The 26913-nt window shown below is 43.5% G+C and carries 24 protein-coding genes; 17 read left to right on the forward strand and 7 right to left on the reverse strand.

Going from position 1 to position 26913, the window contains the following annotated elements:
- Positions 1-82: 82 nt before the first annotated feature.
- From AB4384_RS08320 to AB4384_RS08345, 6 genes are all read left to right on the forward strand, one after another.
- Positions 83-529: a DUF2787 domain-containing protein gene (locus AB4384_RS08320; RefSeq protein ID WP_372129324.1), complete on the forward strand. Its 447-nt coding sequence runs from the start codon at positions 83-85 to the stop codon at positions 527-529.
- 43 nt (positions 530-572) lie between these two features.
- Positions 573-1385 (forward strand): hypothetical protein, encoded by an 813-nt coding sequence (locus tag AB4384_RS08325; protein ID WP_372129326.1) that lies wholly within the window; start codon positions 573-575, stop codon positions 1383-1385.
- A gap of 379 nt (positions 1386-1764) precedes the next feature.
- Complete coding sequence (locus AB4384_RS08330; protein WP_108193398.1) at positions 1765-2052, forward strand: hypothetical protein; 288 nt, start codon at positions 1765-1767, stop codon at positions 2050-2052.
- 433 nt (positions 2053-2485) lie between these two features.
- Positions 2486-3427 carry a hypothetical protein gene (locus AB4384_RS08335; protein ID WP_372129327.1) on the forward strand — a complete coding sequence of 314 codons (942 nt, stop codon included), beginning with the start codon at positions 2486-2488 and terminating at the stop codon, positions 3425-3427.
- A 188-nt stretch (positions 3428-3615) separates the two neighbouring features.
- On the forward strand, positions 3616-4560 hold the full coding sequence (ylqF, locus tag AB4384_RS08340) for a ribosome biogenesis GTPase YlqF (protein ID WP_086714176.1): 945 nt from the start codon (positions 3616-3618) through the stop codon (positions 4558-4560).
- A 282-nt stretch (positions 4561-4842) separates the two neighbouring features.
- Positions 4843-5868: a GGDEF domain-containing protein gene (locus tag AB4384_RS08345; RefSeq protein WP_372129328.1), complete on the forward strand. Its 1026-nt coding sequence runs from the start codon at positions 4843-4845 to the stop codon at positions 5866-5868.
- Between the two features lie 169 nt (positions 5869-6037).
- On the opposite strand, the gene AB4384_RS08350 is transcribed toward AB4384_RS08345, so the two are convergent.
- Positions 6038-6583, reverse strand: coding sequence for an N-acetyltransferase (locus AB4384_RS08350; protein WP_017062600.1), 546 nt, complete (start codon positions 6581-6583; stop codon positions 6038-6040).
- 166 nt (positions 6584-6749) lie between these two features.
- Here AB4384_RS08350 and AB4384_RS08355 point away from each other — a divergent pair, with 166 nt between their 5' ends.
- A complete protein-coding gene (locus AB4384_RS08355) occupies positions 6750-7892 on the forward strand; it encodes a fatty acid desaturase (protein ID WP_017062601.1) in 1143 nt (380 codons plus the stop codon).
- Between the two features lie 239 nt (positions 7893-8131).
- Entirely contained in the window at positions 8132-8422 is a 291-nt protein-coding gene (locus AB4384_RS08360) for a putative quinol monooxygenase (protein ID WP_017062602.1), read from the forward strand.
- 231 nt (positions 8423-8653) lie between these two features.
- On the opposite strand, the gene manA is transcribed toward AB4384_RS08360, so the two are convergent.
- The 4 genes from manA to mngA all read right to left on the reverse strand — a co-directional run bounded on the left by manA (position 8654) and on the right by mngA (position 15866).
- On the reverse strand, positions 8654-9841 hold the full coding sequence (gene manA, locus AB4384_RS08365; RefSeq protein ID WP_017070588.1) for a mannose-6-phosphate isomerase, class I: 1188 nt from the start codon (positions 9839-9841) through the stop codon (positions 8654-8656).
- A gap of 2 nt (positions 9842-9843) precedes the next feature.
- Complete coding sequence (locus AB4384_RS08370) at positions 9844-11010, reverse strand: glycerate kinase (RefSeq protein WP_102320779.1); 1167 nt, start codon at positions 11008-11010, stop codon at positions 9844-9846.
- Positions 11011-11055: 45 nt separating this feature from the next.
- Entirely contained in the window at positions 11056-13695 is a 2640-nt protein-coding gene (gene mngB / locus AB4384_RS08375) for a mannosylglycerate hydrolase (RefSeq protein ID WP_372129329.1), read from the reverse strand.
- Positions 13696-13931: 236 nt separating this feature from the next.
- Positions 13932-15866, reverse strand: coding sequence for a PTS 2-O-a-mannosyl-D-glycerate transporter subunit IIABC (mngA, locus tag AB4384_RS08380; RefSeq protein ID WP_017070591.1), 1935 nt, complete (start codon positions 15864-15866; stop codon positions 13932-13934).
- A gap of 317 nt (positions 15867-16183) precedes the next feature.
- On the opposite strand from mngA, the gene AB4384_RS08385 reads away from it, so the two are divergent.
- The 3 genes from AB4384_RS08385 (at position 16184) to dcuC (ending at position 19353) form a co-directional block, all read left to right on the forward strand.
- On the forward strand, positions 16184-16900 hold the full coding sequence (locus AB4384_RS08385; protein WP_372129330.1) for a GntR family transcriptional regulator: 717 nt from the start codon (positions 16184-16186) through the stop codon (positions 16898-16900).
- A gap of 456 nt (positions 16901-17356) precedes the next feature.
- Positions 17357-17608, forward strand: coding sequence for a hypothetical protein (locus tag AB4384_RS08390; RefSeq protein ID WP_133151380.1), 252 nt, complete (start codon positions 17357-17359; stop codon positions 17606-17608).
- Between the two features lie 377 nt (positions 17609-17985).
- On the forward strand, positions 17986-19353 hold the full coding sequence (dcuC, locus tag AB4384_RS08395; protein WP_017062608.1) for an anaerobic C4-dicarboxylate transporter DcuC: 1368 nt from the start codon (positions 17986-17988) through the stop codon (positions 19351-19353).
- A 202-nt stretch (positions 19354-19555) separates the two neighbouring features.
- On the opposite strand, the gene AB4384_RS08400 is transcribed toward dcuC, so the two are convergent.
- Together AB4384_RS08400 and narQ are read right to left on the reverse strand one after the other, a co-directional pair.
- Positions 19556-20188 (reverse strand): response regulator, encoded by a 633-nt coding sequence (locus AB4384_RS08400; RefSeq protein WP_017062609.1) that lies wholly within the window; start codon positions 20186-20188, stop codon positions 19556-19558.
- Positions 20175-21905: a nitrate/nitrite two-component system sensor histidine kinase NarQ gene (gene narQ, locus AB4384_RS08405; RefSeq protein ID WP_017062610.1), complete on the reverse strand. Its 1731-nt coding sequence runs from the start codon at positions 21903-21905 to the stop codon at positions 20175-20177. Before narQ ends, AB4384_RS08400 begins: the two co-directional genes overlap by 14 nt.
- Positions 21906-22158: 253 nt before the next feature.
- On the opposite strand from narQ, the gene napF reads away from it, so the two are divergent.
- From napF to AB4384_RS08435, 6 genes are all read left to right on the forward strand, one after another.
- Positions 22159-22638, forward strand: a complete 480-nt coding sequence (gene napF / locus AB4384_RS08410) for a ferredoxin-type protein NapF (protein WP_017062611.1) — start codon at positions 22159-22161, stop codon at positions 22636-22638.
- Between the two features lie 23 nt (positions 22639-22661).
- The gene (locus tag AB4384_RS08415; protein ID WP_017062612.1) at positions 22662-22967 is read left to right on the forward strand and encodes a chaperone NapD; all 306 of its coding nucleotides are present in this window, start codon (positions 22662-22664) and stop codon (positions 22965-22967) included.
- A complete protein-coding gene (gene napA, locus AB4384_RS08420; RefSeq protein WP_372129331.1) occupies positions 22964-25453 on the forward strand; it encodes a periplasmic nitrate reductase subunit alpha in 2490 nt (829 codons plus the stop codon). The genes AB4384_RS08415 and napA overlap by 4 nt, the downstream gene beginning before the upstream one ends.
- A gap of 125 nt (positions 25454-25578) precedes the next feature.
- Complete coding sequence (locus AB4384_RS08425) at positions 25579-26040, forward strand: nitrate reductase cytochrome c-type subunit (RefSeq protein ID WP_017062614.1); 462 nt, start codon at positions 25579-25581, stop codon at positions 26038-26040.
- Positions 26041-26069: 29 nt separating this feature from the next.
- Positions 26070-26651, forward strand: a complete 582-nt coding sequence (locus AB4384_RS08430; RefSeq protein ID WP_009845456.1) for a NapC/NirT family cytochrome c — start codon at positions 26070-26072, stop codon at positions 26649-26651.
- A gap of 11 nt (positions 26652-26662) precedes the next feature.
- Positions 26663-26800 (forward strand): TIGR02808 family protein, encoded by a 138-nt coding sequence (locus tag AB4384_RS08435; protein ID WP_010430103.1) that lies wholly within the window; start codon positions 26663-26665, stop codon positions 26798-26800.
- The last annotated feature ends 113 nt before the right edge of the window (positions 26801-26913 follow it).

Consider the following 26913-nt stretch of genomic DNA (forward strand, 5'->3'; position numbering starts at 1 on the left):
ACCATCCCAACCACATTCGATTCAAACCAATCTCAGATACATATCATCCAACCGAATAGATAACTATTGAAAGGGAAAAACCATGAAACCACAAACACTGACCATCACAGCGCCATACTCACCCGTATCTCAAAAACTCAAAAGCTTGTTGAAAAGCAAGATAGAGACTTTCTGGAAACAGAACCCAACCAAGAGGGAATGTGAAAGCCTCACCATTAACTTTCGAGATGCCACTTACAGTGCTGACGCTGGTGGCTATCACCCGGTAGAAATCATGTTGCTGAAAGAACAGGAGAGCCAGTATCAAATCCAATACCTTACTGACTTTGCTTACATGGGTAACGTTTACCCAGAGCTAGAGCGTAATGTGGATTTTGATATTGCTAACGGGCAAGCGTTCATTGCCCCTATGGGATGGCAAAGCTGCCAAGATAAATCCATTGTGGAGTTCTACTCTCTCTGGGAAAGCAACTTTCTCGCTTACTTGCAAATGGGAGCCTATGACGAGATTAAAATATCGATAAGCTAAAGACGCCATCGGTCAGATAGTGACGCACCCATCGTTAGGATAATTGTCACTCTATCAAGCAACCACCAGCAGCGACCTAACCATGACAACAAGGGATAAAGCCAGTACCACAGAGCAATTATCACTGGTGTTTGAGTTGTATCGACGTATACCACAGGGTCGAAAGGTGACGGCTAAGCAGCTTCAGGCTGAGTTAGTGGATGCAGGGATGTATCGAGGCATCAGAAGCATACAGCGTAATCTCGATGTTATCGTTGATTATTTTGATGTCGATAAAGACACTCGAAGTAAACCTTTTGGTTACAGTCGCGGAATGTATAGCCAACCAACCTTAGGCGCGAGAGAGCTTGTCCTGCTACAGCTCGCCAAAGCGACCATTAGTCGGCAACTCCCACCATCCTTAAAGTACGCCATTGATTTTGCATTCAGTCTGTTGCGAGCTCAGCCACGCTCCTATGCAGGAATGAAACCACCACGAGGAGACACAAACAAAACACATGCAGTGATTAATGAACTAAACACACCAACAACGCTAGGGGATTTATTCGAGCCCATTTCGGTAGCACTGGCTCATCAAAAACAAATCACGCTTACCCTTAAATCCGGTGAGCAGATAGAGCAAGTTTCACCTGTTGGTATTACGACTACCGTAAGTGAGCTTTATCTAGTCTATCAAAATACACTCAACGATTACGACGACCTTCCTTTAACCTGTATTGCTAAGCTGAAAGTGCTGACCTTCTATTTTGATTACCCGTCAGACTTTCAATTACAGCAGTATCAACTCAAATCAGAGCCTAAGCGCTCAATACGACAACTAGACAATGTCACTCAATTGATTGCATCGGACAGATAGTGACGCACGCAGTGATACCTTACCTCTGTTTCAAAAATTCAATGGATCTACAGGGTACTTACTCCCTTTCATGTTCCGTTGTGCCATAGCGCAATCAGTGTAAAGCATGGGGCACTAACCTTACTCCAACTCCATTAGGTTAGTGTGCAAGGCAGAACTGTACTTTACGATTGATTGCGCCATTAAACGTCTCTAGCTAAGACGAACAATGTTAAGGGGGGCGGCCGCCCCCTTAGTATGGTCATGTCAAAACCACCTTATCTGAAACGCATATTATACAAGAAAAACCCCATATCTAGGCTATTTGCGTTTATCTCACTTGTCGTCACTTCGTTGAGTTTTACCTAACTAACACATACATCTCAATTGGAGAATTATCATGAAATCAATCATTACTAAAATCATCACAATCACGGCTTTAACCATCTCAATGAACGTAAGTGCTGGCAGCGCTATTGGTGCGCTCAGTATCAAATCGATTAAAGCCACTCTTACGCCACAGCAGATTCAACAATCCCTCAACCAGTGGAAAGAGAACCAACTAAAACAAGTTGAATCACGCGCTCAGAACATCTCTGATAGAGCGCCTATTGAGGCAAGGCGAGAATTAGTGGAATCTCAAATAGAGCAAGAATACAAACAGACAGCGAAAGCCTTAGGCTTGTAGCTTGTCGATTATTAGAAAGGGAGCGTAACGCTCCTTTTTTTTGCTTCAATACGAAGCGAAAGGATTGACTCGCTTTTCAGGGGCTACGTAGTGTGGGCTGTTTTTCATTTCAGCCTGCTCTCGCTTGAAGTTGCTTTGGCTCACCTTTCTCATTAAGAACTCGTCCACCAGTGATTCTTCCCAGCCAACAGTACGAGAAGGTATTTGGATGCTTACAGGAAAAATATCATCGAAAAGATCCAAAATGTTAAATACAAACAAATAAGTAAATGAGGCATAAGATACTGATATAAATAGATTAATATACATTAACACTTAATAAATAAAACATTAAAATATACAAAAATGTGACTCAAACAACTACCTAAAAATCACATTAAGAAATACAATTAACGCAACTTAAATCACTACCAAAGATTGACACAGTAAAACTATGATACAAGATAAATCAATTTTCAATAACCTTGAAGAACACGAGTACCCACTAGTTTGGAGAAAAATCGTAGATGAGTTAGAGATTGACATTCTAAAAGTACGCGAACCCATCACTAAGAAGGAATATCTCACACAAATATACCAATGGATATTCGACGAAAACAATCTCCATACGACAAATAAGGAACTACATGGTTTCATAGATTCTATATTACAAGAAATAGAAGAAATGAGACTCGATAGTAGAGAACTTGATTGGCTCGATCCAAAAGATGACAGACAGTGTTATTGGATCTGGATGAAAATACGTGAGTTTACAATTGATCCGCCTCATCAAGATCAATCTCGTCCGGTTACTCCATATTTCTCATCTTTTATTCCCTATAATGAGTACAAATTTCCTCATCAAACATCATCCACAGCCCTTAGGTACGATATAATTCATCGCTTTTTCTTGAGACACCAGGCACTAAAACACGAAAAATCAAAACTAAGTGCAAACCTGGAAAGGAAATGGTCATACCTTGCCAGTATTGAAAGTTTCAATTGGGTGAGAACAAAAGATGTTAGGCAAGTTGAGTGGTTGATTAATTACATCGACAACCACCAAGATATTCAAAGTAGTGTTACTAACACCTTAGATCCTAAATCACGAATCTTGGCCGAACGTCTCAACTTAGCGATATACCAGTTTGATAATTGGAATGTGTCCCCTGCTGATAAGCAACTTCTCATCATCAAAATGAAAAGAGCCTGGAGCCAAAAGAAGCACCGCGATAAGCTGGAAGGTCGAAAGGCATATAGTGTCGTAATGAGTACAGACGTTAAATCTAAGTTAGATGAAATGGCAAATGAGCAAGGTTGTCACCGAAACACTCTACTGGAAAAGATCATTAACGATAGCTACAACACATTTAAAGGTATTGGTTCAAGGTGGTAATAAATCTATATAAGATATCCCAACTATTCGCATGCAGTAGAAAATGTTAATATCGTCACATTAATTGCTGATGTGGCTATGGGTGATTTGGATTGTGCCTTTGGTACCCCAAAATCGAATTTCATCACTTGGTACCCCACTTGGTACCCCACCAGCCTAACCATAAAAACAAAAGGTAATAAATACAAATGGTTGCAAGCAAAATTCAATGGTTTCCGGGTCACATGCATAAAGCCCGCAAAGAAATCGAAGAAGTTATCCCACAAGTTGATGTGATCATCGAAGTACTGGACGCTCGTATCCCGTTCAGTAGTGAAAACCCAATGATCTCTTCACTGCGCGGCGATAAGCCTTGTGTAAAAGTGCTGAACAAGCGTGACCTTGCAGATCCTGAACTGACTCAACGTTGGATTGAGCACTTCGAGAAGGAGCAAGGCGTTAAAGCGATTGCGATTACGACTAGCGTAAAAGAAGAAGTTAACCACGTTATGGAGCTGGTACGTAAACTGGCACCGCACCGTGAACAGATGGGCAAAAACATTCGTACAATGATCATGGGCATCCCGAACGTGGGTAAATCGACCATCATCAACTGCTTGGCTGGACGTACGATTGCGGTTACTGGTAACCAACCTGCGGTAACTCGTCGCCAACAACGTATCAATCTGCAAAATGGCGTGATCCTTTCAGATACTCCAGGAATCCTTTGGCCTAAAGTAGAAAACCCACACAGTGGCTTCCGCTTGGCTGCAACAGGTGCTGTAAAAGATACAGCAATGGAATACGATGAAGTGGCATTTTACACAGTAGAGTACCTAGCAAAACAGTACCCTAACCTTTTGCAAGAGCGCTACCAAATTGAAGAGCTGCCTGAGTCTGACATCGAACTGATGGAAGCGATTGGCCGTAAGCGTGGTGCACTTCGTGCCGGTGGTCATATCGACATTCACAAATGTTCAGAAATCCTGCTTCACGAATTGCGTAATGGCACTTTAGGTAAGGTAACGCTTGAGTTGCCAGAAATGATCACACAAGAGCTGATCGAAGTTGAAGAAGCGGCTGCGCTGAAAGCGGAACAACAGATTAAGAAAAAAGAAGAGCGTCGTAAGCGTTACCTGAAGAACAAGCGTTAATCGCGATTAGTTTTTATAATCTGCTTTAATTTCTGTTTACCACTCTTACACCAGCCTCTAGATATTCACGCTCTATCGATAATAGAGCGTGAATATTGCCCGCTACCGTTTGTTGATCTAGCTAACATACTGACAAATCTATAGAAATGGTCGTTTACAATCCCAAAGACTGTGACATACTACGCAAATTATTGTGTATCAATCTCGGCTAATTTCTCAATGCGCTCTTATTCTGGGTTCAAGAATCAAAGATTTAAAACCTATTTCGATAATGAAATTTATTTGCCGTACATAAATTTCATCTACATCCCTATCTCAATATTCTGTGCTTTTATCGTCACCGACTACATCCACTTTGGTAGCGAGTGCATTACGCCTATCATTTTCAGAGTCATACTTTTTTTATTGATGATGGCCGCCGCCAGATACTGTATTACAAACAAACCCAACGTTTTGGAACTCGTAGAAAGTGCCTTCCTTGTAATTAGCTCACTTTTCTTGGTCTATATCGGTCGACTAGCCATCGAGCTGAACAACTTCGATTACCAAGGTGGCATCATTTTAGTGATGATCTACATTGGTACGTTTTCAAGATTGTCAGCCAGATACAGTATATCTACGCTGTCGTTTATCTTTTTGGCTTATCTCATCGGCCTTGCGCCACTGCTTTATGAAGCGGAGCCAGAGCATGAAATAGAAACAATTTCCGTTTATATCTCGGCTTACATCCTAATCTCAGCGGCCTGTGTTAGACGTGACCTGGAAGTACACAAACGTTTCGCTCAATCCGAGCAACTCCGCAAACAAGCGATTCAGCTTCGCAAGCAATCTAATATGTTCGAGGCCCTTTCCTATCAAGACGCACTAACGGGCTGCTACAACCGCCTTTATCTTCATCAGGTGATAGAACCGAGCATAGACCGTCAGCGATCCATTACATCGCTCATGATAGATATTGATCATTTCAAATCGATTAACGACACCTACGGCCACCAAATGGGTGATATGGTGATCAAAGAACTGGCCGATGAGATTCAAAAAAGGCTACCAACCAGCAGTAACTGCTTTCGATACGGCGGTGAAGAGTTTTTGGTGATGGTCCAAGGAGAAACTGAGGCTTCAATTGAATCGCTCGTTAATTCCCTTTTAGAATCCCCTTCTCGCCTTAGGTTAGAAGTAACGATTTCAATCGGTGTAAAACATGCACCTCAAGCCCTCGGTTCTGTCGAACAACTTATCGACGATGCCGATCAAGCACTCTACATTTCGAAGAAGAGCGGTAGAAATAAGATCACATGGAGTGATTAATAGCCCAGTATTTCACGCGCCTTAGCGATTCATTATAACGACCATTAATCCAATCAAAAAAGACCCGAACAATTGAATGCTCGGGGCTTTTGTCTTTGTTCTTGTGCTTTAAAATAGCTTCGTTAAGAACCTGCTACTCAGCAAACAACCAGTACTCAACAAGAATCTACTAAGAATACACAACGCTCGCTGTTTTCTGTTCAAGTTCAACGGGAGAGCTCCAAGAAATCACTTTTTCATTCACTTGGCTGCCACATGGTGCGTTCCAAACTTGCTCTAGTTCTTCTTTGCCACCAATCGCCTGATAAAAAGCAATCGCTTGGTGGTTCTCAGACATCACCTCTAGGTAAAGCCCTGAGTCCGAATAGTATTGCTGCAACCACTTCGACAATTCAGACAACAGACGCTTGCCTACACCTCGTCCACGATAATTATTATCTACATGTAACGCATCGATGAACGTACCACGCTCAAAGTTGTGATTACCGAACGCGCAGACAAAACCAACCAGTAAACCGCCTTCCTCAAGCAATAAAACATGTTGGTTGAAAGGAGGATTAATCAAACGAGTCTGCCAAATAACAGATCTGTCCTCCAAAACATCATGTTCTAGGTAATCATCAGCAAGAATGCCACGGTAATATAGCTTCCAGCTATCCGCGTGTAATTGGGCAATCCGCTCATAATCTTTATATTCAGCTACCTTAATTTCCATTTATTAGCCCTTAGTACTTCCATTTATGACTTGCTACTACATTTCACACTACCTTTATACAATATTTAAGCAAAACATACTAATACACGTTTACACTTTCAATATTGACTTACACGTGTACGCTGATATTCTAGCGCACAGATGTAAGCCCAATGGAAATTTGCTAATGAATAGTGCCGACAAACAATCTACAAAAAAGCCGCCATTAATCTGGCTCAATATTTTTGTGTTCTCTTTTAGTATGCTGCTTGCTGTTGTAGCGGCTCCCGTTTATGGCTACTTTTTTGGCTATGGCATGGAGCACTGGATATGGCTAGCAATCTGCTTTACGTTCTGTAACCTTTCAATCACGACAGGTTATCACCGCTTATGGTCACATAAAGCGTTTGAAGCGCATTCAAGCCTAAGATTCCTGTTTGCATTAGGTGGTGCATTTGCCCTGCAGAACAGCGCGCTACACTGGTCTTCTGATCACCGTGTTCACCACAAGCATGTCGATAACAACGACAAAGACCCATACTCTGCAAAACGTGGATTTTGGTACTCACACATTGGCTGGATGATTCGTAATTACAGCACCTCAATGTACGAAAACTACGAAAACTGCCGTGACCTTAAAAAAGATAAGATTGTTATGTGGCAGCACAAGCACTATGTTCTGTTAGCATTACTAATGAATTTCGGTGTTCCTATCGCTTTAGGCGTGATTTACGGTGACGTGATTGGCATGTTGTTAATCGTAGGTGCAGTTCGTTTGGTACTTAACCACCACACAACATTCTTTATTAACTCTCTTGCTCACATCTGGGGTAGCCAACCTTTTACTGACAAAAACACAGCGCGTGATAACGGTGTGTTAGCAGTACTCACTTTCGGCGAAGGCTACCACAACTTCCACCACATCTTTGAGAACGACTACCGTAACGGCATCTACTGGTGGCAATACGATCCAACAAAATGGTTGATTAAGAGTGCTTCGTTGATGGGACTGGCAAGTAAGCTTAAGAAAACCCCTCAAGCTCGTATTGAGAAAGCTGAAGCGTCAATGTTACTTAAACGCACCCAGCAAAAAATCATGCATCGTGCCGACAAGCAACAAATCGCAGAGAAGCTTCAACAAGAGTTTGATGCTCTAGTATCAAACATGAACGAATATTACGAAGTTAAAAAACAGCTACTTGAAAGCAAGCGCGAAGACGTTGTGAAGAAGTACGAACACTCTGTTCTTAAGGTTCGTTATCAGCAAATCAAAATGAATTTCGAACAACAGAAGAAAAATTGGGCAATGACGGTTGAGCAATACGCTTAAGGTAAAACAGTACGCTTAACACCCCAGTAACAACACAGTTTGATTCTTATTCAAAAGCCCTCATATTGCTATGAGGGCTTTTTTTAATAAGCATAACCTACTCGGCTCTGGCCCTATGCTCTCGAGTTTGAATTGTGGATGGTAAGAACCATAGTTATTGGATTTCAGAACTCTTTCTTCATTCTGAATTTATACTTATATTACTTAAACTTACCGAGTTTAAAGCGAAGGAATTGAAAATGAGCAAACTGACTATTATTGCAACGATCGTCTCTAAAGAAGACAAAACTGAGCTTGTAAAAGCTGAGATGATTAAATTGATCGATAAAACCCGTGTTGAAGACGGCTGTATTAACTACGATCTGCACCAAGATAACAGTAACCCTGCTCACTTCGTTTTTCATGAGAACTGGGAGTCTGAAGTTCATCTAGAGAAACACTTAGCGAGCCAACACATCGCTGACTACATGGCTGCGACTGAAGGTTGTATTGAAACCTTTGTGCTTAATAAAATGACGCACATTGCCTAACCAGTCACTCAGTACTAATTCAATAAAAAGCCCTGCTCTGATCGCAGGGTTTGTCTTTTCTACAAGCTTATATCTGCTCATTCTAATAATGAAAAAACCCGCCAGAGTAGCGGGTATGGTCAATAATCATGACTGTCAAAGACAGATAGGTAACAACCATCAATCCAATATTGAGTACCACTTTACAGTGGCACTCTGACATTTCTTTTGCTGATCGCTAGCACGGGGGCACTAGTTAAAAGCACGAGCCAAAATGCCATTCCCTTGATATTGGTAAACACTTGAATTACTACTTACAAAGACCGATTCTCCGGGCTTAAGAGAAACTGACCGCCCTTCTGAAGTGACGGTCGCCTCTCCTTCCACACAGAACAAGATCTCCGCGCTACGTAGATACTGTGACTTGCTCTCATCAGTCGCAGACAAGATATCAAAGCCAAAGTCATCCACTGGAATCGGATAACTCATCTTGCCCTCTTTCAATACAGGCTTAAGGCGGATATCTTCTGGCTTAATCGGCTCAAAGATTGTGTTGTCGATAAGCTCAGGGACATCGATATATTTGGGAGTGAGACCGGCACGCAGCACATTGTCTGAGTTTGCCATAATCTCTAAACCCGTACCTTGAACATAAGCATGTGGGGTTTCTGCGAACAGGAACATCGCTTCACCGGGCGCCAGCTCAACCGTGTTAAGCATTAATGGCGCAAATAAGCCAATATCACCTGGATAATGCTGTTTGAATTCGATGCTGTATTGAAGAGCTTCACGCCCCATGACCGTTTTGGCTGGTCGCGCATGTGCAGCATAAAGCTCATTAAGCGCAGACGCTTTGCGGTCACCTTCAAGAGACATAATGGCGCTAAAGAACGACTTCAAAGAATCACTGTCGGCATTGGCTTTTAGTACATTAAGCTCAATCGCTAATGAAGGAATATCCGCTTCTTCGAACAAGGCAATAATGTCGTCGATTGGACGAAAGCCATTCATCGCTTTGTAGAAGGTCAACGCATAAACCAACTCAGGTTTATGGTTTGGATCTTTGTAGTTGCGATTAGACGCATTCAAAGGGATACCAAGTGCATTCTCACGCTCAAAACCTAATTCTGATTTTCGCTTGTTCGGGTGAACCTGAATCGATAACGGTGTTTCAGCGGCCAACACCTTAAACAAGAAAGGCAATTCACCGAAACGAGCCGCCGTGTATCCGCCTAAGACATCGATTTTGTTTTCATCAATCATGTGAGAAAGCGATTCACCGGTATCGCCTACCTTTGAACAACCATTTGGATGAGCACCCATCCAAATTTCTGCTTGAGGTTCCTGGTTTGGGTTCACAATACCAAACAATTGGTTAATGGAGTCTTTGCTTCCCCATGCGTAGTTTTGAATAACGTTGTCGAGTTTAAATAGAGACATAATTACTTCTCATTAAAAATCTGGCTACCAAGCTTGAGCGTGGCGGCGATATTACGGGCAGTGCGAGTCAGGTTTTGATTCGCTTCTGATAAAACTTGGTCTAAAGACTGAGGTGAACGTACGGTTCCAAATAAGCTAGACATTGAGCCGTAAAGTTTTTCAACGTCTTGCCCCAAAGAGCCCGCAATTCCTATCGTTGGAATACTCAACTTTTGAGCTCGCTGAGCGATACCGAAAGGTGTTTTACCTTGCAGGGTTTGGTTGTCCATCTGCCCCTCTCCGGTCACGACCAGTGAAGCACCTTCAAGAACCTTATCTGCATCCAAGGCATCTAATACCATCTCAATACCCGCTTTAATTTGGATATTGAATGCAAGACTTAACCCCAGAGGTGTACCACCAGCAGCACCAAATCCAGCTGTGTCGCGATGATTAGTACCCGTATGTGCTTGAGCGATATCGGCAAAGTGCCCGATCGCAGTATCAAGTTGTTCAACTTGAGCTTTTGATGCGCCTTTTTGCGGACCAAACACAGTACTGGCTCCGCTTTCGCCACATAATGGATTATTCACATCACACGCGACCACGAACGTCACTTCTTTGCATCTAGGGTGCAGTCCTTCAAGATCGATGCTTGCTAACCGGCTTAATTCGGCGCCGCCACCAGATAGCTCGTTGCCTTGCTTGTCTAATAACTTGCCTCCCAACGCTTGTAAGATGCCAGCACCTGCATCATTGGTTGCGCTGCCGCCCAAACCAATAATGATTTGTTCAACACCTTGATCTAGTGCATCTTTGATCAATAGCCCAGTACCAAACGAAGATGCGGTTAACGGTGCTCTTTCTTCTACGGTTAATAGGTCTAAACCCGATGCTTGAGCAAATTCCACCAAGGCAGTTTTTACGTTGGCGCCATCAACAGTCTGTTCCAACGAAGCCCAATAAGCCGTACATTCACGCCCGATTGGATCCGTCGTGTGCAGCCGTTGCTTCTTACCATTGAGCGCCTCTAGCAACACGTCTACCGTGCCTTCTCCGCCATCGGCGAGTGGCATTTTCACAAACTCTGCGTAAGGGAAAACATCGGCAAATCCACGCTCAATGCAAGACGCAACTTGATGAGCGTCGAGTGATTCTTTAAATGAATCAGGGGCAATTACAATTTTCATTGTCGTTCACCATTCCCGCCCACCAAGGTGAGCGGGTTATCGAAATTAGAATTTGATTTGGAATGTTTTTGCTTGGCAAGGTGCTATCTGGCCGAACTCTTCAGATGCTACATCACCTTCGCGTACGCGCTCGTCCATGCTTGTCTCTTTCCAGCTTGAAACCGCTTGAGTAAAAGAGATTGAATCCGATACTGAACCCGATTCTGCCGGGTTGTAGACACGCATGATCAGTGCATCTTCGTCTTCCGCTTTCTTCAGCACACTCAACACCGCGCCTGATTGTTGCTTAGACAGAAGGCTAAAACTCATAGGTAGGTTCTGCTCACCCACGTTGAGCTTCATCGCGTTGTAAGGGATCTTGTTGTAGCATTCGATTTGAGTGACATTGTCACGTGCTTGCGCCATGATGTTCGCGTCAATATGGTTACCAGAGAAACCGCACAACGTGAATTCACACACTAACTTACCGCGCACTTGCGAATCTGGTGTCGGAATCTTGATGCCTGATGGACGGCCCGGACGAAGCAATAGCTCTTCTTTACCCAACACGCCGATACCACGGAACAGTGTCAGTGCGAAGGTATCTCGGTTTTCGTCACCTTGAGATGCAATCACCTCAAATTCACGTAGACCATTCGACATAATCGCCATGCCCGCTTTGCCGTTTTCTAATGCAGCGAAGTTCATCAGTTGGTAAACCGGAACCGGTGCTTCTTTCCACTTCTCTTCTTCCCAAACCGCCATAGCAGGGTCATTGGTTGGTCGAGTAATACAACCGAACTGGTTGTCTGCAACCACAGTTTCAGAAACGAATGGCGTTGGTACTAAGACACGTACACGGTGGTCGTCAGCTTGGTTGTCTAGTTCCATACGTACTTCAATGCGGCGAGAACCTTGCTTCAATACCACTTGGCATTGCGCTTCAACGAATCCATTTTGACCCGTGCGTTCTTCACGCTCTGTAAGGTTTGCTGGCACGTTCATGCGGAAAGCGATGTTTGCTACCGATTGGAAACCTTGGTGGTCAATTGATGTTTCTACCGGGAATTCATCAGAGTACAACAGCCACTCTTGACGAGATGGAGAGTAATCGTACTCATCGCCGTCATCAGAACCATCTTCTAAACGAAGTGCTTGGTCGAATACTTGCTCTGTCTCTTTATCGAAAATAGTCAGAGTACCGTTGTCGTTTACATTAATTCGGTAGTATTTGTTCTCTAGCAAGTAGTCTTTCTGCTCTGCGACTTTAACTGCGCCCTTCTCATTACCTTGGATGTGTAACGTGGTGAAACCCATCGCTGGTACAGTGCGTTTGATTTGAATATCAAACTCCATGAAAGGGTCGTAGTTGCCGTAGTGAACGATTTGACGGTCTACTTTACCTGGGTCGATTTGGCGCTTGTCTTGGATGAAGTATTCAACTGGGTTTTCGTTTTCATCAAAGATAGAGAACTCTTGAGCACGGATAGTGATAGTGGTGTTAACCACTTCTTCACGCTCGTATGGAGAAAGGTTGAACATCGCCAGTTTGTCGCAACCTTCGCGATCTGGCATGTGGTCAACAATCTTACGCTTGTAGAAGTGAATCAGGTTGGTCGCCATGTCGTCAGCAAGGATGTAACGGTTTAAGATTTCAGCGTGTACCTTGTCTGAACAACAGCAACCAATAGAGTCATGAGCGTGGTTCTTCATGCTCTCTTTCCACATTTTCTCAATCAAACCGTGGTGGTATTCAAAACCTAATGTCCAAGCGATAGACGCTAGCGGTTCTAAGATGTTTACAATCTTGTTTTCGATTTCTGCGTGGATCAGTTTGATGTCCATACGCGTAGAAGAGATCGTACGGTGAACACGCATGTATTTACCGTCGTTGAACTCGCCTTTGATTGTGTCGAGTTGGTCGCGCGCCGCTTCTACTTTCTCGAACACTTCTTCGTAACGGCTCATTGAGAATTCACGATCTGGGTAGATTTCGCGAAGCTTGTCCATTACTTCAAAGATGTCTTTTTGAATCGGCATTTGGTCGTGGCCGTTCGGTAGCAAGATATCTTTAGTCACCGATGGCTTTTCTAGCACTGGGAAGTACTTATCTAAACGAGCACGCAAGCCTTCTTCGTCTTGTGGAAGGTATTTACCAATCGCGTAACCCAGCGGAAGCACTTGTGCCGTTACTTCACTGCCGTCATTAGACTGCCATAAGAATTCTGTTTTGTTGGTGCCATGACGCTCTGAACAACCACGCCAGAACATTGCACGCGTGATGTCGAAGCCGTTGTAGATCATTGGCAGCTGTGAGCTCATGCTGAATGAATCTGGTAGGTAACCAATCTTCATTGCATCGCCAAACTTCATACAGTCACGAATACCATACATCATGTTGCGTACAATTGACTCACCAGAAACTTGCATTGTGTCGGTTTGAGAATACCAAGGGCCAATAATTAACTTGCCCGCTTCAACCAATGCTTTTACGCGCTCTGTGTTTTCTGGTTTGATTGCGAAGTAGTCTTCTAAAACGGCGGTTTGACCATCTAGAACGTAGTATTTGTATTCTGGATCGCTCTCCAGACGGTTCATGATTTCTTCCATGTTGTTCACAAGAAGAATACGAGACTCTTCTGTTGTGAAATACCATTCACGATCCCAGTGCATGTGAGGAGTAATATGTACGCGTGATGTAGTCATAATCATTTACCTAAATGTGTCGCTTCGAGTAAAACTAAAGTTCGAACCCAAATACGACTAAATTAAATTTTTTCAAGGGGTTAAAATTGGCTGCCACTAAATTTAGGGTGCAGAAAACCACGCCCAGAATCTGTGTGAATAAAACCGTTAGGAGCACAGGTATTTAGGGCAGCCAGTTGTTTGTTATTTTTTATATATTGATTTCGCAGTGAGTTAGGAGCTAACTCAAAATTCAGTTAGTTCTGTGTTGCAGTACTTGCTTCAAATTTACCCTTTTTTACCGCGTGACCACGCCACATCAGAAGAGTAATGGTTGAAATCACTGTCCCGACAATCGCAGCACCGAACCAGATTGCAGCAGCAGAGAATGCGCCTAAACCAGAATCGTGTAACAAGAAAATAGAGAAGATACCTGCGCCCGGAGTGGATAGACCAATACCTGCCGCACCCACCATTGCACCTGTTACTACAGAGCCTAGTAAGAATGAGCCGATTACACGGATTGGATCTTCAATCGCCATTGGGATTGCACCTTCAGTAATACCCGCAAGACCAAGTAGCCATGTAGATTTACCGGTTTCAATCTCAAAGTCTTTGAATAAGCGTGGAGCAATCATGGTAGAAGCCGTTACCGTGAACGCCGATACCATTTTTACTGAGCCAAAGATTGCGTAAGGACCATAAACACCGTTTGCCATTGCACCTAAACAGAATGCGTAAGCAGCTTTGTTTACCGGACCACCTAGGTCGAATGATACAAACAGACCTAAAATTGCACCCAATAACAACGCATTGGTGCCTGACATACCGTTCAACCAGTCCGTTAAACCTTGGTTTAAGAACGCAACAGGTTTACCGATAACAAACAGCATCAAGCTACCCGCTACCAAAGTACCAATCACAGGGTAAAGGTAGAAAGTAAGGAAACCGTTAAATGCAGGGCCTAAGCGAACATGCTCTTTTACCCAACGCATTACGTAACCAGCAATCAAACCACCAACAACACCGCCTAGGAAACCAGAACCAATGATGTTTGCGGCAATACCCGCAGCAAAACCAGGACCAAGTGCCGGTTTGTCGGCTAATGAGTATGCTGTGTAAGCTGCCAGTACTGGCACCATTAATGTACCTAATAGGCCGCCACCTAATTTACGATACATCCACAGCCAAGAATCTTTTGTTGCGTAAAGCTCTTGCAGGTCAAAAATTTGCGCGATAAGAACAGCAACCGCAAGAACAGTACCACCAGCAACGATAAGAGGAACTGCGTAAGAAATACCAGAAAGCAGCGCTTGTTTAAGCTCAGTTTTCAGTGGCAGTTTTTTCGGTTTGTCATCAGTAGCCACTGTACGCTCTGCACCGTTACCTTTTTTCGACTCTTCAATCGCTTCATTTAGAATGCGTTCACCGTGTTTAATCGGTTCTGCAACTGGCGTTTCAACACGAGGGATTCCGTTAAAACGATCCACTTCTTTAATCGCGACTTCAGCAGCAAAAACACACGCCACAGCATTGTTTAATTGCTCAGCCGTCAAACGATCTTCAATGCCATTTGCGCCCTGCTTTTCAACATGAACCTTGTAGCCAAGCTTTTTGCCCGCTTTTTCAAGGTATTCTGCAGCCATATAGGTGTGAGCAATGCCTGCAGGGCAAGCAGTAACACATACAATTGTCGGCGCATTTGTATCTAAGTTGTCTTGTTTTTCTTCTTGCTGATTATCGCCATCAAGAAGCGCGAAGATTTCATCAGCGGTTGTTGCTTTTAATACTGCTTCACGAACATCGTCATCAACCAATGTGGTTGTCAGTTCGGTCAGCAGGTGCATGTGGGTAGAACCCGCTTCTGCATTTGGAATGGCAATTAGGAAGATAAGATTCACATCTTCGTCTTCATCTAGGCCTTTCCATTTCATGTCTTCTTTCAATGTTGCAACAGCGAAACCAGCTTCTTTAACCGCGTCAGTCTTGCCGTGCGGTACTGCTAGGCCTTCGCCAAGCGCTGTCGGGCCTTGCTCTTCACGAGCAAATACTGCATCAAGATACTCTTGTTTGTTGTGCAGTTTGCCTTGCTGATTCAGTTGGTCAGCAAGTGCGTAAATCGCTTCTTCTCGACTGCTAAACGTAGTTTGCAGATTTACGAGCGACTTATTCGTTAGAGTAGTAAGTTTCATAACCTTTGTCCCATAGTCACGGATTAGTACGACAGTCGTCCCTGTCGACGAGATGAATAATACAACTTCAAGACATTTAATCCGTGATCACGATCTCATCAATACATATTTGTATTTAATTTGTATTTAAACTGTATTGGTAAATCCTTTAAGAAAGCTTGTTATGTATCGTTTAATTTGTATTATATGTACTACAAAACGCCGATACGATGCTCACACTAACCTTTAAAGCGAAGCTTATATAGAGCAAATTTACGTATTTAAGGTACAGGTTGTTAATCAAAGTCTAGTTGTCCTAGCGCACAAATGAGGCAAAAATGGCAAGACTCCCTATGTATCGCCAAATCGCCGATGCAATAAGAGAAAAGATCAGTTCTGGAGAATATAAAGTTGGAGAAGCACTCCCAACGGAAGCGCAATTGCGTGAAGTATTCTCGGTAAGCCGCGTAACGGTTAGGCAAGCACTGAAACTACTGATCGAAAACGATGAGCTTGAAAGCGTTCAAGGCAGCGGCACTTACGTAAAAGAGAACAAGATCAATTACGACATCTACAAACAGTCGAGCTTTCAAGAAAAGTGGGCGCATTTGGATGTGGTTACACACAGTGAAGTTCTGGCCTTCGAAATGAAGCCGTGTTCTTTGGCGATGTCTGAACATTTAGATATCAAAGAAGGCGAATTGGTTTTCTACGTAAAACGTGTTCGTTTCATAGACAACAATCCAATCACGGTTGAAGAAACTTGGTTACCTGTTGCTCTATTCCCAGATCTCACCTATCAAGTGATGCAGACATCAAAATACGACTTTATTGAGAACACCAAAAGCATGGTGATTGATCGAAGTGAGCAGGAATTGGTACCGATTCTTCCGCCTGAAGACGTTGCTAAACAGTTAGGTATTGACCCTGCTCAACCGATTATTGAAAAACGTACTCGTGGTTACCTAGCTAACAACACAGTATTTGAATACAGCCGCAACTACTTCACATCTAACGATTACCGATTCACTTTGGTCGCCAGACGCCAGAGATAATGCTCATCAGCGAGTTTCGATAATAGCAAAATGACCAACACAGAGAGCGCCTTGTTCTCTGTGTTTCTATGCTGTTAACTCAATCATAAAACCAACTTTCCTACCCAAATATTCCTAAACCAATATCAAGTAACCTCACGAAAGATCATTCACATTCATTTAAATACTGTTCTGGCGCTTTGACCATAAACTAAGCGCCAAATTACAAGAACAACAGTCGACAGGAATGTAGATGAATACCAAACAACTTGAGGACGCTGTAAGTGAAGTGAGCTTATTCAATCAGCACCTCCACTTAATCCAATCCGTGCATACCATTCCGACCCCAAAAATGAATTGGGAGTCGATTGCGATGGAGCCTGCGCCGACAATACCAACGGTTCGATTCGATCACTGTCTACTCATCAGACTAACACTTAGTTCGTCGTGTTAAATCACTTTATATACAAAACCATTATGTCGAAACACACTATCTCACGAACATCGCACCCATTAGCAAATACAATTTCATACACACGATTCCTACCAAAGCTACCTTTAGTTCTAATCGCTTTCTCTATGCCCCTATTCGCAGAAGAAGTTGAAGAAGTGGTACTCGAGGACGAAGTCGTATTAAATGAAGGTTCTGAGTTAAACGAAGAAGCTGAAGAATCGCCTTATTATAACTTGTGTTTTAGCGCTTACTTATGGGAAGTAAGTAGGCGTTAAACATAAGTAATCTTTAAATGTAAGTAAGCTTAAAAGCTAAGATTCTCACCTCTTTACTCCGATAAACACCCACTTCGTTACACGTTTCCTTCCAAAGTACAAAAAAATACTCGCGATTTATAAAATAACACCACCATATGCAAATAGAACAATCAAAGGTGATCCAAGTTATATTCTGACAAGCCACAAAATTTGTTTATTAACATCTAAACAACAGTAGTTATTCACAATTTACAACCACAATTAACATCGAAAAAATGTTTGTCTTAGATCATATCAACCTCAACTATGCCTCGTGCCACAGTGCAGTTTTCTGTACATTCATTGTCATATTCTGAAACACTTTCTTATATTTTTTAAACTTTGTGGAGATTTCTATGTTAGAGCTCTTGATCGGATTAGTGATTACTATTGCTGTTGGTTACTTTATTGTAAAAGGCTATAAAGCGGCGGGTGTATTACTAACTGCTGGCCTTGCCCTACTTCTTATCACCGGCCTTATTGGTCACACAGTCTTACCAGCTAAGGTAGCTTCAACAGGTAACATGGTTACCGACTCACTAGAATTTGTTAAATACATGCTTCAGTACCGCGGGGGCGGCCTAGGCATGCAAATCATGCTTCTTTGTGGTTTTGCTTCTTACATGACGCACATTGGTGCTAACAACGTGGTAGTGAAACAGTTCTCTAAACCGCTTGCTGCGATCAAATCTCCCTATGTACTTCTTGTTGCGGCTTACATCGTAGCGTGTCTGATGTCTCTAGCAGTAAGTTCTGCAACGGGTCTTGGTGTGCTATTGATGGCAACCCTATTCCCAATGATGACGGCAATGGGTATTTCTCGCCCAGCGGCAGTTGCAGTTTGTGCGTCACCTGCAGCCATCATTCTTTCACCAACGTCTGGTGATGTGGTTATCGCGGCAGAAAAATCAGGTATGTCTCTTGATGTGTTTGCTGTTCAAACGGTACTGCCTGTTTCTATCTGTGCGATCATCGTGATGGCGGGTGCGGCTTTCTTCTGGAACAAATACCTAGATAAGAAAGAAAACACACCAATGGAAAAAGTAGACGTTTCTGAAATCGAAACAACGGCGCCGGCTTTCTACGCTGCACTTCCATTCCTACCTATCATCGGCGTTTTCCTATTCAACGGTCGTACGATTCCAGGGCTTTCACTTGATATCTACACTATTGTGGTAGGTTCTATCTTCGTAGGCGCAGTTATCGATTACGTTGTTAAGAAGTTTGACGGCGAGAAAACACTAGAAGATCTAGACTCTTGCTACCAAGGCATGGCTGACGCGTTCAAAGGCGTGGTAATGCTGTTGGTTGCGGCGGGCGTATTTGCTCAAGGTCTAATGTCTATCGGTGCAATTGATAACCTAATCGGTCTTGCCGAATCTGCAGGCGCAGGCGGCATCGCATTGATGCTTATCCTCACAGGTCTAACGGTTGCTGCGGCAATTGCGACAGGTTCAGGTAATGCACCTTTCTATGCATTCGTAGAACTGGCTCCATCATTAGCGGCGAAAATGGGCTTGAACCCAGCGTTCCTAATCATCCCAATGCTTCAAGCATCGAACCTAGGTCGTACAATTTCACCAGTATCTGGCGTAATCGTAGCGACTTCTGGTATGGGTAAAATCAGCCCATTTGAAGTCGTAAAACGTACGTCTGTACCCGTAATCTGTGGTCTTATTACGGTTATCTTCGGTACGCTTGTATTGGTTCCAATGTCGGCGTAAGCCTTAAGTTTCTAATCTCAAAGAACGAAGAACAAACGAACACCAATACTGAATATAAAATGCGTAAACAAAAAGGCGCTGAACTTAATAAGTTCAGCGCCTTTTTTAATGTCACTTTCTCAACATCGTTAAAACTATCGAGACATGTACAAAATGTATAAACAGTCAGGCTTGAAATAGTGTTATCTCAAAGGAACAAGCCCTACTTCATTTCACCATAGCGTTCTAGATACAGAACCGTTGCAGCGGTACGGGAAGGCACTTGCAGCTTTTTCAACAAGCTTTTCATATGTACCTTAACTGTCGATTCAGAAATAAACAGGTGATCGGCGATCTGCTTATTACGGTAACCTTTCGCGACTTCTTGAAGGATCTGCATTTCACGTTCAGTCAGTTGTTCGAAGATATCATTGCGGCTTCCAGCATCATTTAGGTAACGAGCAACCACACTGCTGTAAGCCTTGTCACCGCTGTGTGCTTGCTTAAGCAGTTCAATTAACTCATCGGGTTCAGTGTCTTTCAACAAGTAGCCATCAGCGCCTGCTTTTACAATCGCTTCAATGTCTGCAGGGCTATCAGAAACCGTTAGAATAACAATGTTTGCGCTAGAACCGTCAGTGCGAAGTGCTTTCAAGGTATCTAAACCAGACATGCCCTTCATATTGAGATCCAAAAGGATCAAATCAGGTTCTTCTTCATGAGCAAGAGCAACCGCTTCAGTGCCGTTACTTGCTTCTGCAATCACTTCGAATTCGTCTTCAAAGCTCAGTAATTGGCTTATACCTCTGCGCATCAATGGATGATCATCAACCAGCATTACTTTACAAATCGTCAACTTTAACTTCCTTCAAACTTTTATATTTCAATATGACTGTACAGCCTTCACCTTGCGCCGCTTCAATCGTCAAGTCGCCATTCAGTCTTGCCGCACGCTCCTGCATAATGCTCATCCCGTAGTGGTTCACCTTGGAACTACTTGAGTCAAAGCCATCTCCATTATCTTTTATCACGACTAATACTTCACCGTCCTCATCGATACAGCATACATCTATCAAGTCGGCATTGGCGTGTTTTATTGCATTTATTGTTGCTTCACGAATCAATTGAAGCAAGTGAACCTGACTATGCGCATCAAGCTCGATCGATGAGAGATTATTAGTGAGGTTAATCTTCGCATCGGTTCTCTCGCTGAGCGCCTCAAGCATGGTACTTAAGGCGTCTCCAAAGTTGCCCTCTTTAATGGTCAACCTAAATGTGGTGAGTAGCTCTCTTAACTGGGTATAAGCGTCGGCTAAGCCGTTTCCGATCTCAGACGCGATTTGTTCAGATTGCTCTCGGTGCTGTTGCTCTGGCAGTTTGCCAATCACACGCTTTAATAGTGTAACTTGAATTTTCAAGTACGACAGTGATTGAGCCAATGAATCGTGGAGTTCACGTGCAATCGTGGCACGCTCTTCCATGATAATAAGCTGTTCAGCTTTCTTTTGAGCACGATTGTAGTAGATCGCTCTCGATAGCAGTTGAATGAAGCTTTCGATCAGAGCTTTAGTTGAGTGCCCGTGGTGATATGAACAGTATAAATAGCCGAGAATAAGTTCGTTATCGTCGAGTTTCATCTCAAACTTTTCGTAGTCTAAATTCGAATCGTAACCTTCATCCATAATCAATGAACGGCCTGAGTTATCGACAATCTCGAGCCTCAGTGATCCAATCCCTTCCAAGCTCACGAGATGCTGCAAGATAGCTCGGAAGTTTTCAGGAGCAATACGCGTCACCGTGAGCTCTTGTGACGAGTTATAAAGTGCCTGCAGCGACTGGTTCGCATTTTGCAGCTCAATCGTCTTTGCATCCACCACATCTTCAAGGTTTCGATAAAGCACGCCTAAATCTTTGGCCATCGAGTTGAAGGTTTTGGTCAAAATGCCCATTTCGTTGTTACTGGTCACCTTGAGTTCTACCTCGAAGTCGCTGTTTTTGATTCTTTGGCTCGCACCGACAAGAGCATGTAGCGGTTTAACAACCTGTTTACGTACAAAGTGAACAACAAAAAGAGATATGACCAGAATCCCACCAAGGCCGATACCACCAGCCCACGCTAACTTTATTAACTTGTCTTCAGAGAACTCTTGCAGCTTATAAACGAAGCCATCGATTTCAGCCACGAAGTTTTCAACCAACACGAGATAGTGATCGCGCTCTTCGCTATTCAAGACCTGTTTTAGCTCATGCCAACGGCCGATAATTAAATAGTAATCTTCTGTGATGTCTGTCGGAACATTCCAACTGACCAAATTGGTCATGGATGGCGAGTAAAGAGAACTTTCGAATTCACGAATATGAGATTCATAATCGACAGATTCTATTTGAATATCATGGGCTAAACGGTAGCTTTGCATTCGCATTGAACCGGCCACGTTAACCGCTTCCGCATCATTCAAACTTGAAGCCAAAGTAAAGATGGCAAAGCCAGTCGTAGCAACCGACAACAGCAGTATAGAGAGCAAAGATTTTGCTATCGTACTTGTTACAGATGAAACCGGTTTTATAAGCAAAAGTGCCTTCCTATTGATAAATGACTTGCCAGCGATATCGTATTGTCACACATCAAAAATCATAGCTCCATTCAATATGTGATCACTCGCTCCGTAATTTATTGATCTAAGACAATATATGCCCCCAATTAGCCCTTAGGGGGTATTTATACAATTGTTTCTAAAACTACACTACTTGTGAGGACTCATTACAAGATATTAATAGAATAATGACCTACAATTACAACATCTTAGTAACATCTATAGGTATCTAGTGGTAGATCTATCAAAACGCCGTCTTTTTTCTAGACGAAAAGTTGACTCAAGCCAGATTCGTTTGCCTTGGATTGACAGCCTAGAAAGCTTTACAGATGACTGTACTCGCTGCGGTAAATGCATCGAGAGTTGTGAGACTAAGATAATCATTGTAGGCGATGGTGGTTTTCCCACTGTAGATTTCTCTATTGATGAGTGTACGTTCTGCTATCAATGTGCAGATGTTTGTCCCGAACCCATTTTTAAGCCAAAGCAAGGAGAGCCTTGGCAAGCAAAAGCACAAATCTCTGATAAGTGTTTAGCGCAACAAAATGTTGAATGCCGAAGCTGTGGTGACATGTGTGAACCTATGGCCATTCAATTTGAACTTAGAGCAGGCAGTGTTGCTCTACCAAAAATCGAGTTAGATGAGTGTAGCGGTTGTGGGGCCTGCGTAGCAATTTGCCCTACTTCGGCTATTCTTGTGAGTAATGCATAAAACAAAAATAACGAGAGCAATTTATGGCACTAAATGAAGTGCATATATCAAGTTTAGTCGTGCATGTGAGCCCTGAGCATCTAAATGAGATCAAAGCGGAGATCGATCAATTCGATAACGCTGAAATCTACGGAGATAGCCCTGAAGGCAAAATCATCGTGGTCCTAGAAACTGAAAACCAAGGTTTTGTAACGGACACCATCGAAGCAATAAACAACATTAAGAACGTTTTGGGGACAGCTTTGGTTTATCACCAAATCGAAACTGGACTCGACGAAACGGATTTAGAAACTGGAAGCAACAATTCTCAACTTGAGGGTGAAGTATGAAAATGACAAGACGTGCGTTTGTGAAAGCAAACGCAGCTGCATCAGCGGCAGCCGTTGCAGGTGTAACACTACCGGCAACAGCAACCAACCTGATCGCTAGCTCTGATCAAACAAAAATCACGTGGGATAAAGCGCCTTGTCGTTTTTGTGGTACGGGCTGTTCGGTACTAGTAGGTACTCAAAACGGCAAAGTGGTTGCGACTCAAGGCGACCCAGAAGCACCAGTAAACAAAGGCCTTAACTGTATCAAAGGCTACTTCCTTTCAAAAATCATGTACGGCAAAGACCGTCTAGAACAGCCTCTTCTTCGTATGAAAGATGGCGAGTTCCATAAAGATGGTGATTTCGCACCAGTATCTTGGGACAAAGCGTTCGACGTGATGGCTGAGAAATGGAAAGCATCTCTTAAGAAGAACGGTCCAACAGGTGTTGGTATGTTCGGTTCAGGCCAATGGACAGTAATGGAAGGCTACGCAGCCGTTAAGATGATGAAAGCGGGTTTCCGTTCAAACAACATAGATCCAAACGCTCGTCACTGTATGGCTTCTGCTGTAGTAGGCTTCATGCGCACTTTCGGTATTGATGAGCCAATGGGTTGTTACGATGACTTTGAACACGCAGACGCATTCGTACTGTGGGGTTCAAACATGGCAGAAATGCACCCAGTACTATGGACTCGTATTACAGACCGTCGTCTAAGCCACCCACACGTTAAAGTAAACGTACTGTCTACTTACTACCACCGTTCTTTCGAGCTTGCAGACACGGGTTACATCTTCAACCCTCAGTCTGACCTTGCGATCGCAAACTTCATCGCAAACTACATCATCCAAAACGATGCGGTTAACTGGGACTTCGTGAACAAGCACACGAACTTCAAGCAAGCAACGACAGACATCGGTTACGGTCTGCGTGACGATGATCCACTACAGAAAGCAGCCGCAAACCCTAACTCAGGCGAAATGACTGCTATCTCTTTCGAAGACTACAAAGCGTCTGTTGCTGAATACACAGTTGAGAAAGCGTCTGAAATGTCAGGTGTACCTCAAGAAGACCTTATCAAGCTGGCTAAGCAATATGCCGATCCAAACATCAAAGTAATGTCACTTTGGACTATGGGTATGAACCAACATACTCGTGGCGTATGGATGAACAGCCTTGTGTACAACATCCACCTTCTTACAGGTAAGATTTCTACTCCAGGTAACAGCCCATTCTCACTAACTGGCCAACCGTCAGCGTGTGGTACAGCGCGTGAAGTTGGTACATTCGCTCACCGTTTACCTGCCGATATGGTGGTTGCTAACCCTAAACACCGTAAAATTGCAGAAGATATCTGGAAACTTCCAGAAGGCACCATTCCACCGGTACCCGGCGCTCACGCTGTTCTTCAAGACCGTATGTTGAAAGACGGTAAAATCAACGCTTACTGGGTAATGTGTAACAACAACATGCAAGCGGGTCCAAACATCAACACTGAACGTCTGCCAGGTTACCGTAACCCAGATAACTTCATTGTATGTTCTGACCCGTACCCAACGGCAACAGCTCAAGCGGCTGACCTCATCCTTCCAACAGCAATGTGGATTGAGAAAGAAGGCGCTTACGGTAACGCAGAGCGTCGTACACAAGCATGGTACCAACAAGTGAAAACTGTAGGTGAAGCTAAGTCTGACCTATGGCAAATCATGGAATTCTCTAAGCGCTTCACTATTGAAGAAGTTTGGGGTGAAGAACTGGTTGCGAAAATGCCTGAGTACCGTGGCAAAACCATGTACGACGTGCTTTACAAAAACGGCAACGTTGATGCATTCCCACTGTCTGAAGCTCAAGAGCTTAACGACGATGCACAAGCTCAAGGTTTCTACGTTCAAAAAGGTCTATTCGAAGAATACGCAGCCTTTGGTCGCGGCCACGGTCACGATTTAGCACCATACGATCGCTACCACCAAGTTCGTGGTCTACGTTGGCCTGTTGTTGGCGGTAAAGAGACACTATGGCGCTTTAAAGAAGGTTCAGATCCATATGCTAAGAAAGGTTCTGATTGGGACTTCTACGGCAAACCAGATGGTAAAGCACTGATCATCAATGCACCATACGAAGCGCCACCTGAAGTACCAAACGATGAATACGATATGTGGCTATGTACAGGTCGTGTTCTTGAGCACTGGCACACAGGTACTATGACTCGTCGTGTACCAGAACTTTACAAAGCAGTACCGGATGCACTTTGTTACATCCACCCTGCTGATGCTAAAGCTCGTGGTCTTCGCCGTGGTGATGAAGTTCTTATCGAAAACAAACGTGGTGAAGTACGCGTTCGTGTTGAAACTCGTGGTCGTAACCGTCCACCACAAGGCTTGGTATTCGTACCATTCTTTGATGCAAGAATTCTGATCAACAAGTTGATCTTGGATGCAACGGATCCTCTATCTAAACAGACGGATTACAAGAAGTGTCCAGTTAAGATCACTAAGGTCGCTTAAGGACAATATGTTCTTACCACTTAGCTCGTAGATCTGACGTTTTTAATATTGCGACTGCTTTTTTCGTTACTTTTTGAAAGAAGTAGTCCACTCAAAGAATTAGCCTTTAGGCGGAGAAATTAACCATGAAAAAACTGATTACTGCCCTACTATCAGCTGGTCTTTTGCTAGCTGGTGCAGTTCAAGCTGAAGCTGAACTGGATAACCCAGGCGGCATTGGTGGCGTAGAATCTCTACGTGGTGCAAGTGAACTTGAAGCAACTCGCGCAGCAGATGACTTCAAAAAGTTCCCTCGTGACCAAGTACTTGAGAGTGACTACGTATACCAACCACCTCTAGTGCCTCATACTATTCGTAGCTATGAAGTTTCTCTTAACGCTAACAAGTGTCTTTCTTGCCACAGCTGGAAAAACGCAAAAGAAATGGGTGCGACTAAAGTGAGTGTAACTCACTACATGAACCGTGAAGATGCGGTACTTGCAGACGTATCACCTCGTCGTTACTTCTGTCTACAGTGTCACGTACCTCAAGCTAATGCTAAGCCACTAGTTGAGAACGAGTTCAAACCTGTAGATTCACTGCGTTAATCGTAGCCGGACTGTAAGAGAGGCTATATATGATAAAATTACTTAAAGCGTTTTGGAAAAGACTTGCGACACCAAGCAAAGCAGCCGTAGGCGTTGTTTTGTTCTTGGGTTTCTCGGGTGGTCTTTTGTTCTGGGGTGCATTCAACACGGGTATGGAGGCAACCAACACGGAAGAATTCTGTTCTGGCTGTCACGCACCTATCGTTGCTGAAATCCAAGAGACAATTCACTACTCTAACCGTTCTGGTGTTCGTGCTATCTGTTCAGACTGTCACGTTCCTCATGAATGGACAGATAAAATTGTTCGTAAGGTTCAAGCATCTAAAGAGCTATACGCACACTTTATTGCGAAAACCATCAATACTGAAGAAAAGTTCAAAGCACGTCGTGCTCACCTAGCGGAACGCGAATGGGCTCGATTGAAGAAGAACGATTCACTTGAGTGTCGTAACTGTCACCAGTTCGATTACATGGACTTCTCAGAGCAGAGCCCCCGTAGTGCGAAACAACACTCGACTGCGCTAGCTTCTGGTGAAAAAACGTGTGTAGACTGTCACAAAGGTATTGCACACAAACTACCAGACATGCACGGCGTTGAAGGCTGGCAATAAGGAGCGATTGAATGAGTACTTTAGAAAGCGTAATTTGGCACATCCTAGGTTACAGCGCTATGCCAGTTATCATTCTTGGTGGCTTTGCAGGTGTTGCAGCCGTATCTCTTTGGATTTTATCTATGGGTAAAGACAAAGAAATCGATTAACAATCGAGATTCCATCAACTTCTACCAGATAATTCTGATATGAGTTGATACGAAAAAGCCACTGATTTCAGTGGCTTTTTTATTATCTGACGTTGTGTATCTTTATAATTGAA

The organism is Vibrio sp. 10N.261.51.A4, from assembly GCF_041471945.1.
GTDB lineage: Bacteria > Pseudomonadota > Gammaproteobacteria > Enterobacterales > Vibrionaceae > Vibrio > Vibrio crassostreae_C.

Coding starts and splice junctions, on each gene's coding strand:
- AB4384_RS08320 (WP_372129324.1), top strand. CDS start 83: ATGAAACCACAAACACTGACCATCACAGCGCCATACTCACCCGTATCT.
- AB4384_RS08330 (WP_108193398.1), top strand. CDS start 1,765: ATGAAATCAATCATTACTAAAATCATCACAATCACGGCTTTAACCATC.
- AB4384_RS08335 (WP_372129327.1), top strand. CDS start 2,486: ATGATACAAGATAAATCAATTTTCAATAACCTTGAAGAACACGAGTAC.
- ylqF (WP_086714176.1), top strand. CDS start 3,616: ATGGTTGCAAGCAAAATTCAATGGTTTCCGGGTCACATGCATAAAGCC.
- AB4384_RS08350 (WP_017062600.1), bottom strand. CDS start 6,583: ATGGAAATTAAGGTAGCTGAATATAAAGATTATGAGCGGATTGCCCAA.
- AB4384_RS08355 (WP_017062601.1), top strand. CDS start 6,750: ATGAATAGTGCCGACAAACAATCTACAAAAAAGCCGCCATTAATCTGG.
- AB4384_RS08360 (WP_017062602.1), top strand. CDS start 8,132: ATGAGCAAACTGACTATTATTGCAACGATCGTCTCTAAAGAAGACAAA.
- manA (WP_017070588.1), bottom strand. CDS start 9,841: ATGTCTCTATTTAAACTCGACAACGTTATTCAAAACTACGCATGGGGA.
- AB4384_RS08370 (WP_102320779.1), bottom strand. CDS start 11,010: ATGAAAATTGTAATTGCCCCTGATTCATTTAAAGAATCACTCGACGCT.
- mngB (WP_372129329.1), bottom strand. CDS start 13,695: ATGACTACATCACGCGTACATATTACTCCTCACATGCACTGGGATCGT.
- mngA (WP_017070591.1), bottom strand. CDS start 15,866: ATGAAACTTACTACTCTAACGAATAAGTCGCTCGTAAATCTGCAAACT.
- AB4384_RS08385 (WP_372129330.1), top strand. CDS start 16,184: ATGGCAAGACTCCCTATGTATCGCCAAATCGCCGATGCAATAAGAGAA.
- AB4384_RS08390 (WP_133151380.1), top strand. CDS start 17,357: ATGTCGAAACACACTATCTCACGAACATCGCACCCATTAGCAAATACA.
- dcuC (WP_017062608.1), top strand. CDS start 17,986: ATGTTAGAGCTCTTGATCGGATTAGTGATTACTATTGCTGTTGGTTAC.
- AB4384_RS08415 (WP_017062612.1), top strand. CDS start 22,662: ATGGCACTAAATGAAGTGCATATATCAAGTTTAGTCGTGCATGTGAGC.
- napA (WP_372129331.1), top strand. CDS start 22,964: ATGAAAATGACAAGACGTGCGTTTGTGAAAGCAAACGCAGCTGCATCA.
- AB4384_RS08425 (WP_017062614.1), top strand. CDS start 25,579: ATGAAAAAACTGATTACTGCCCTACTATCAGCTGGTCTTTTGCTAGCT.
- AB4384_RS08430 (WP_009845456.1), top strand. CDS start 26,070: ATGATAAAATTACTTAAAGCGTTTTGGAAAAGACTTGCGACACCAAGC.
- AB4384_RS08435 (WP_010430103.1), top strand. CDS start 26,663: ATGAGTACTTTAGAAAGCGTAATTTGGCACATCCTAGGTTACAGCGCT.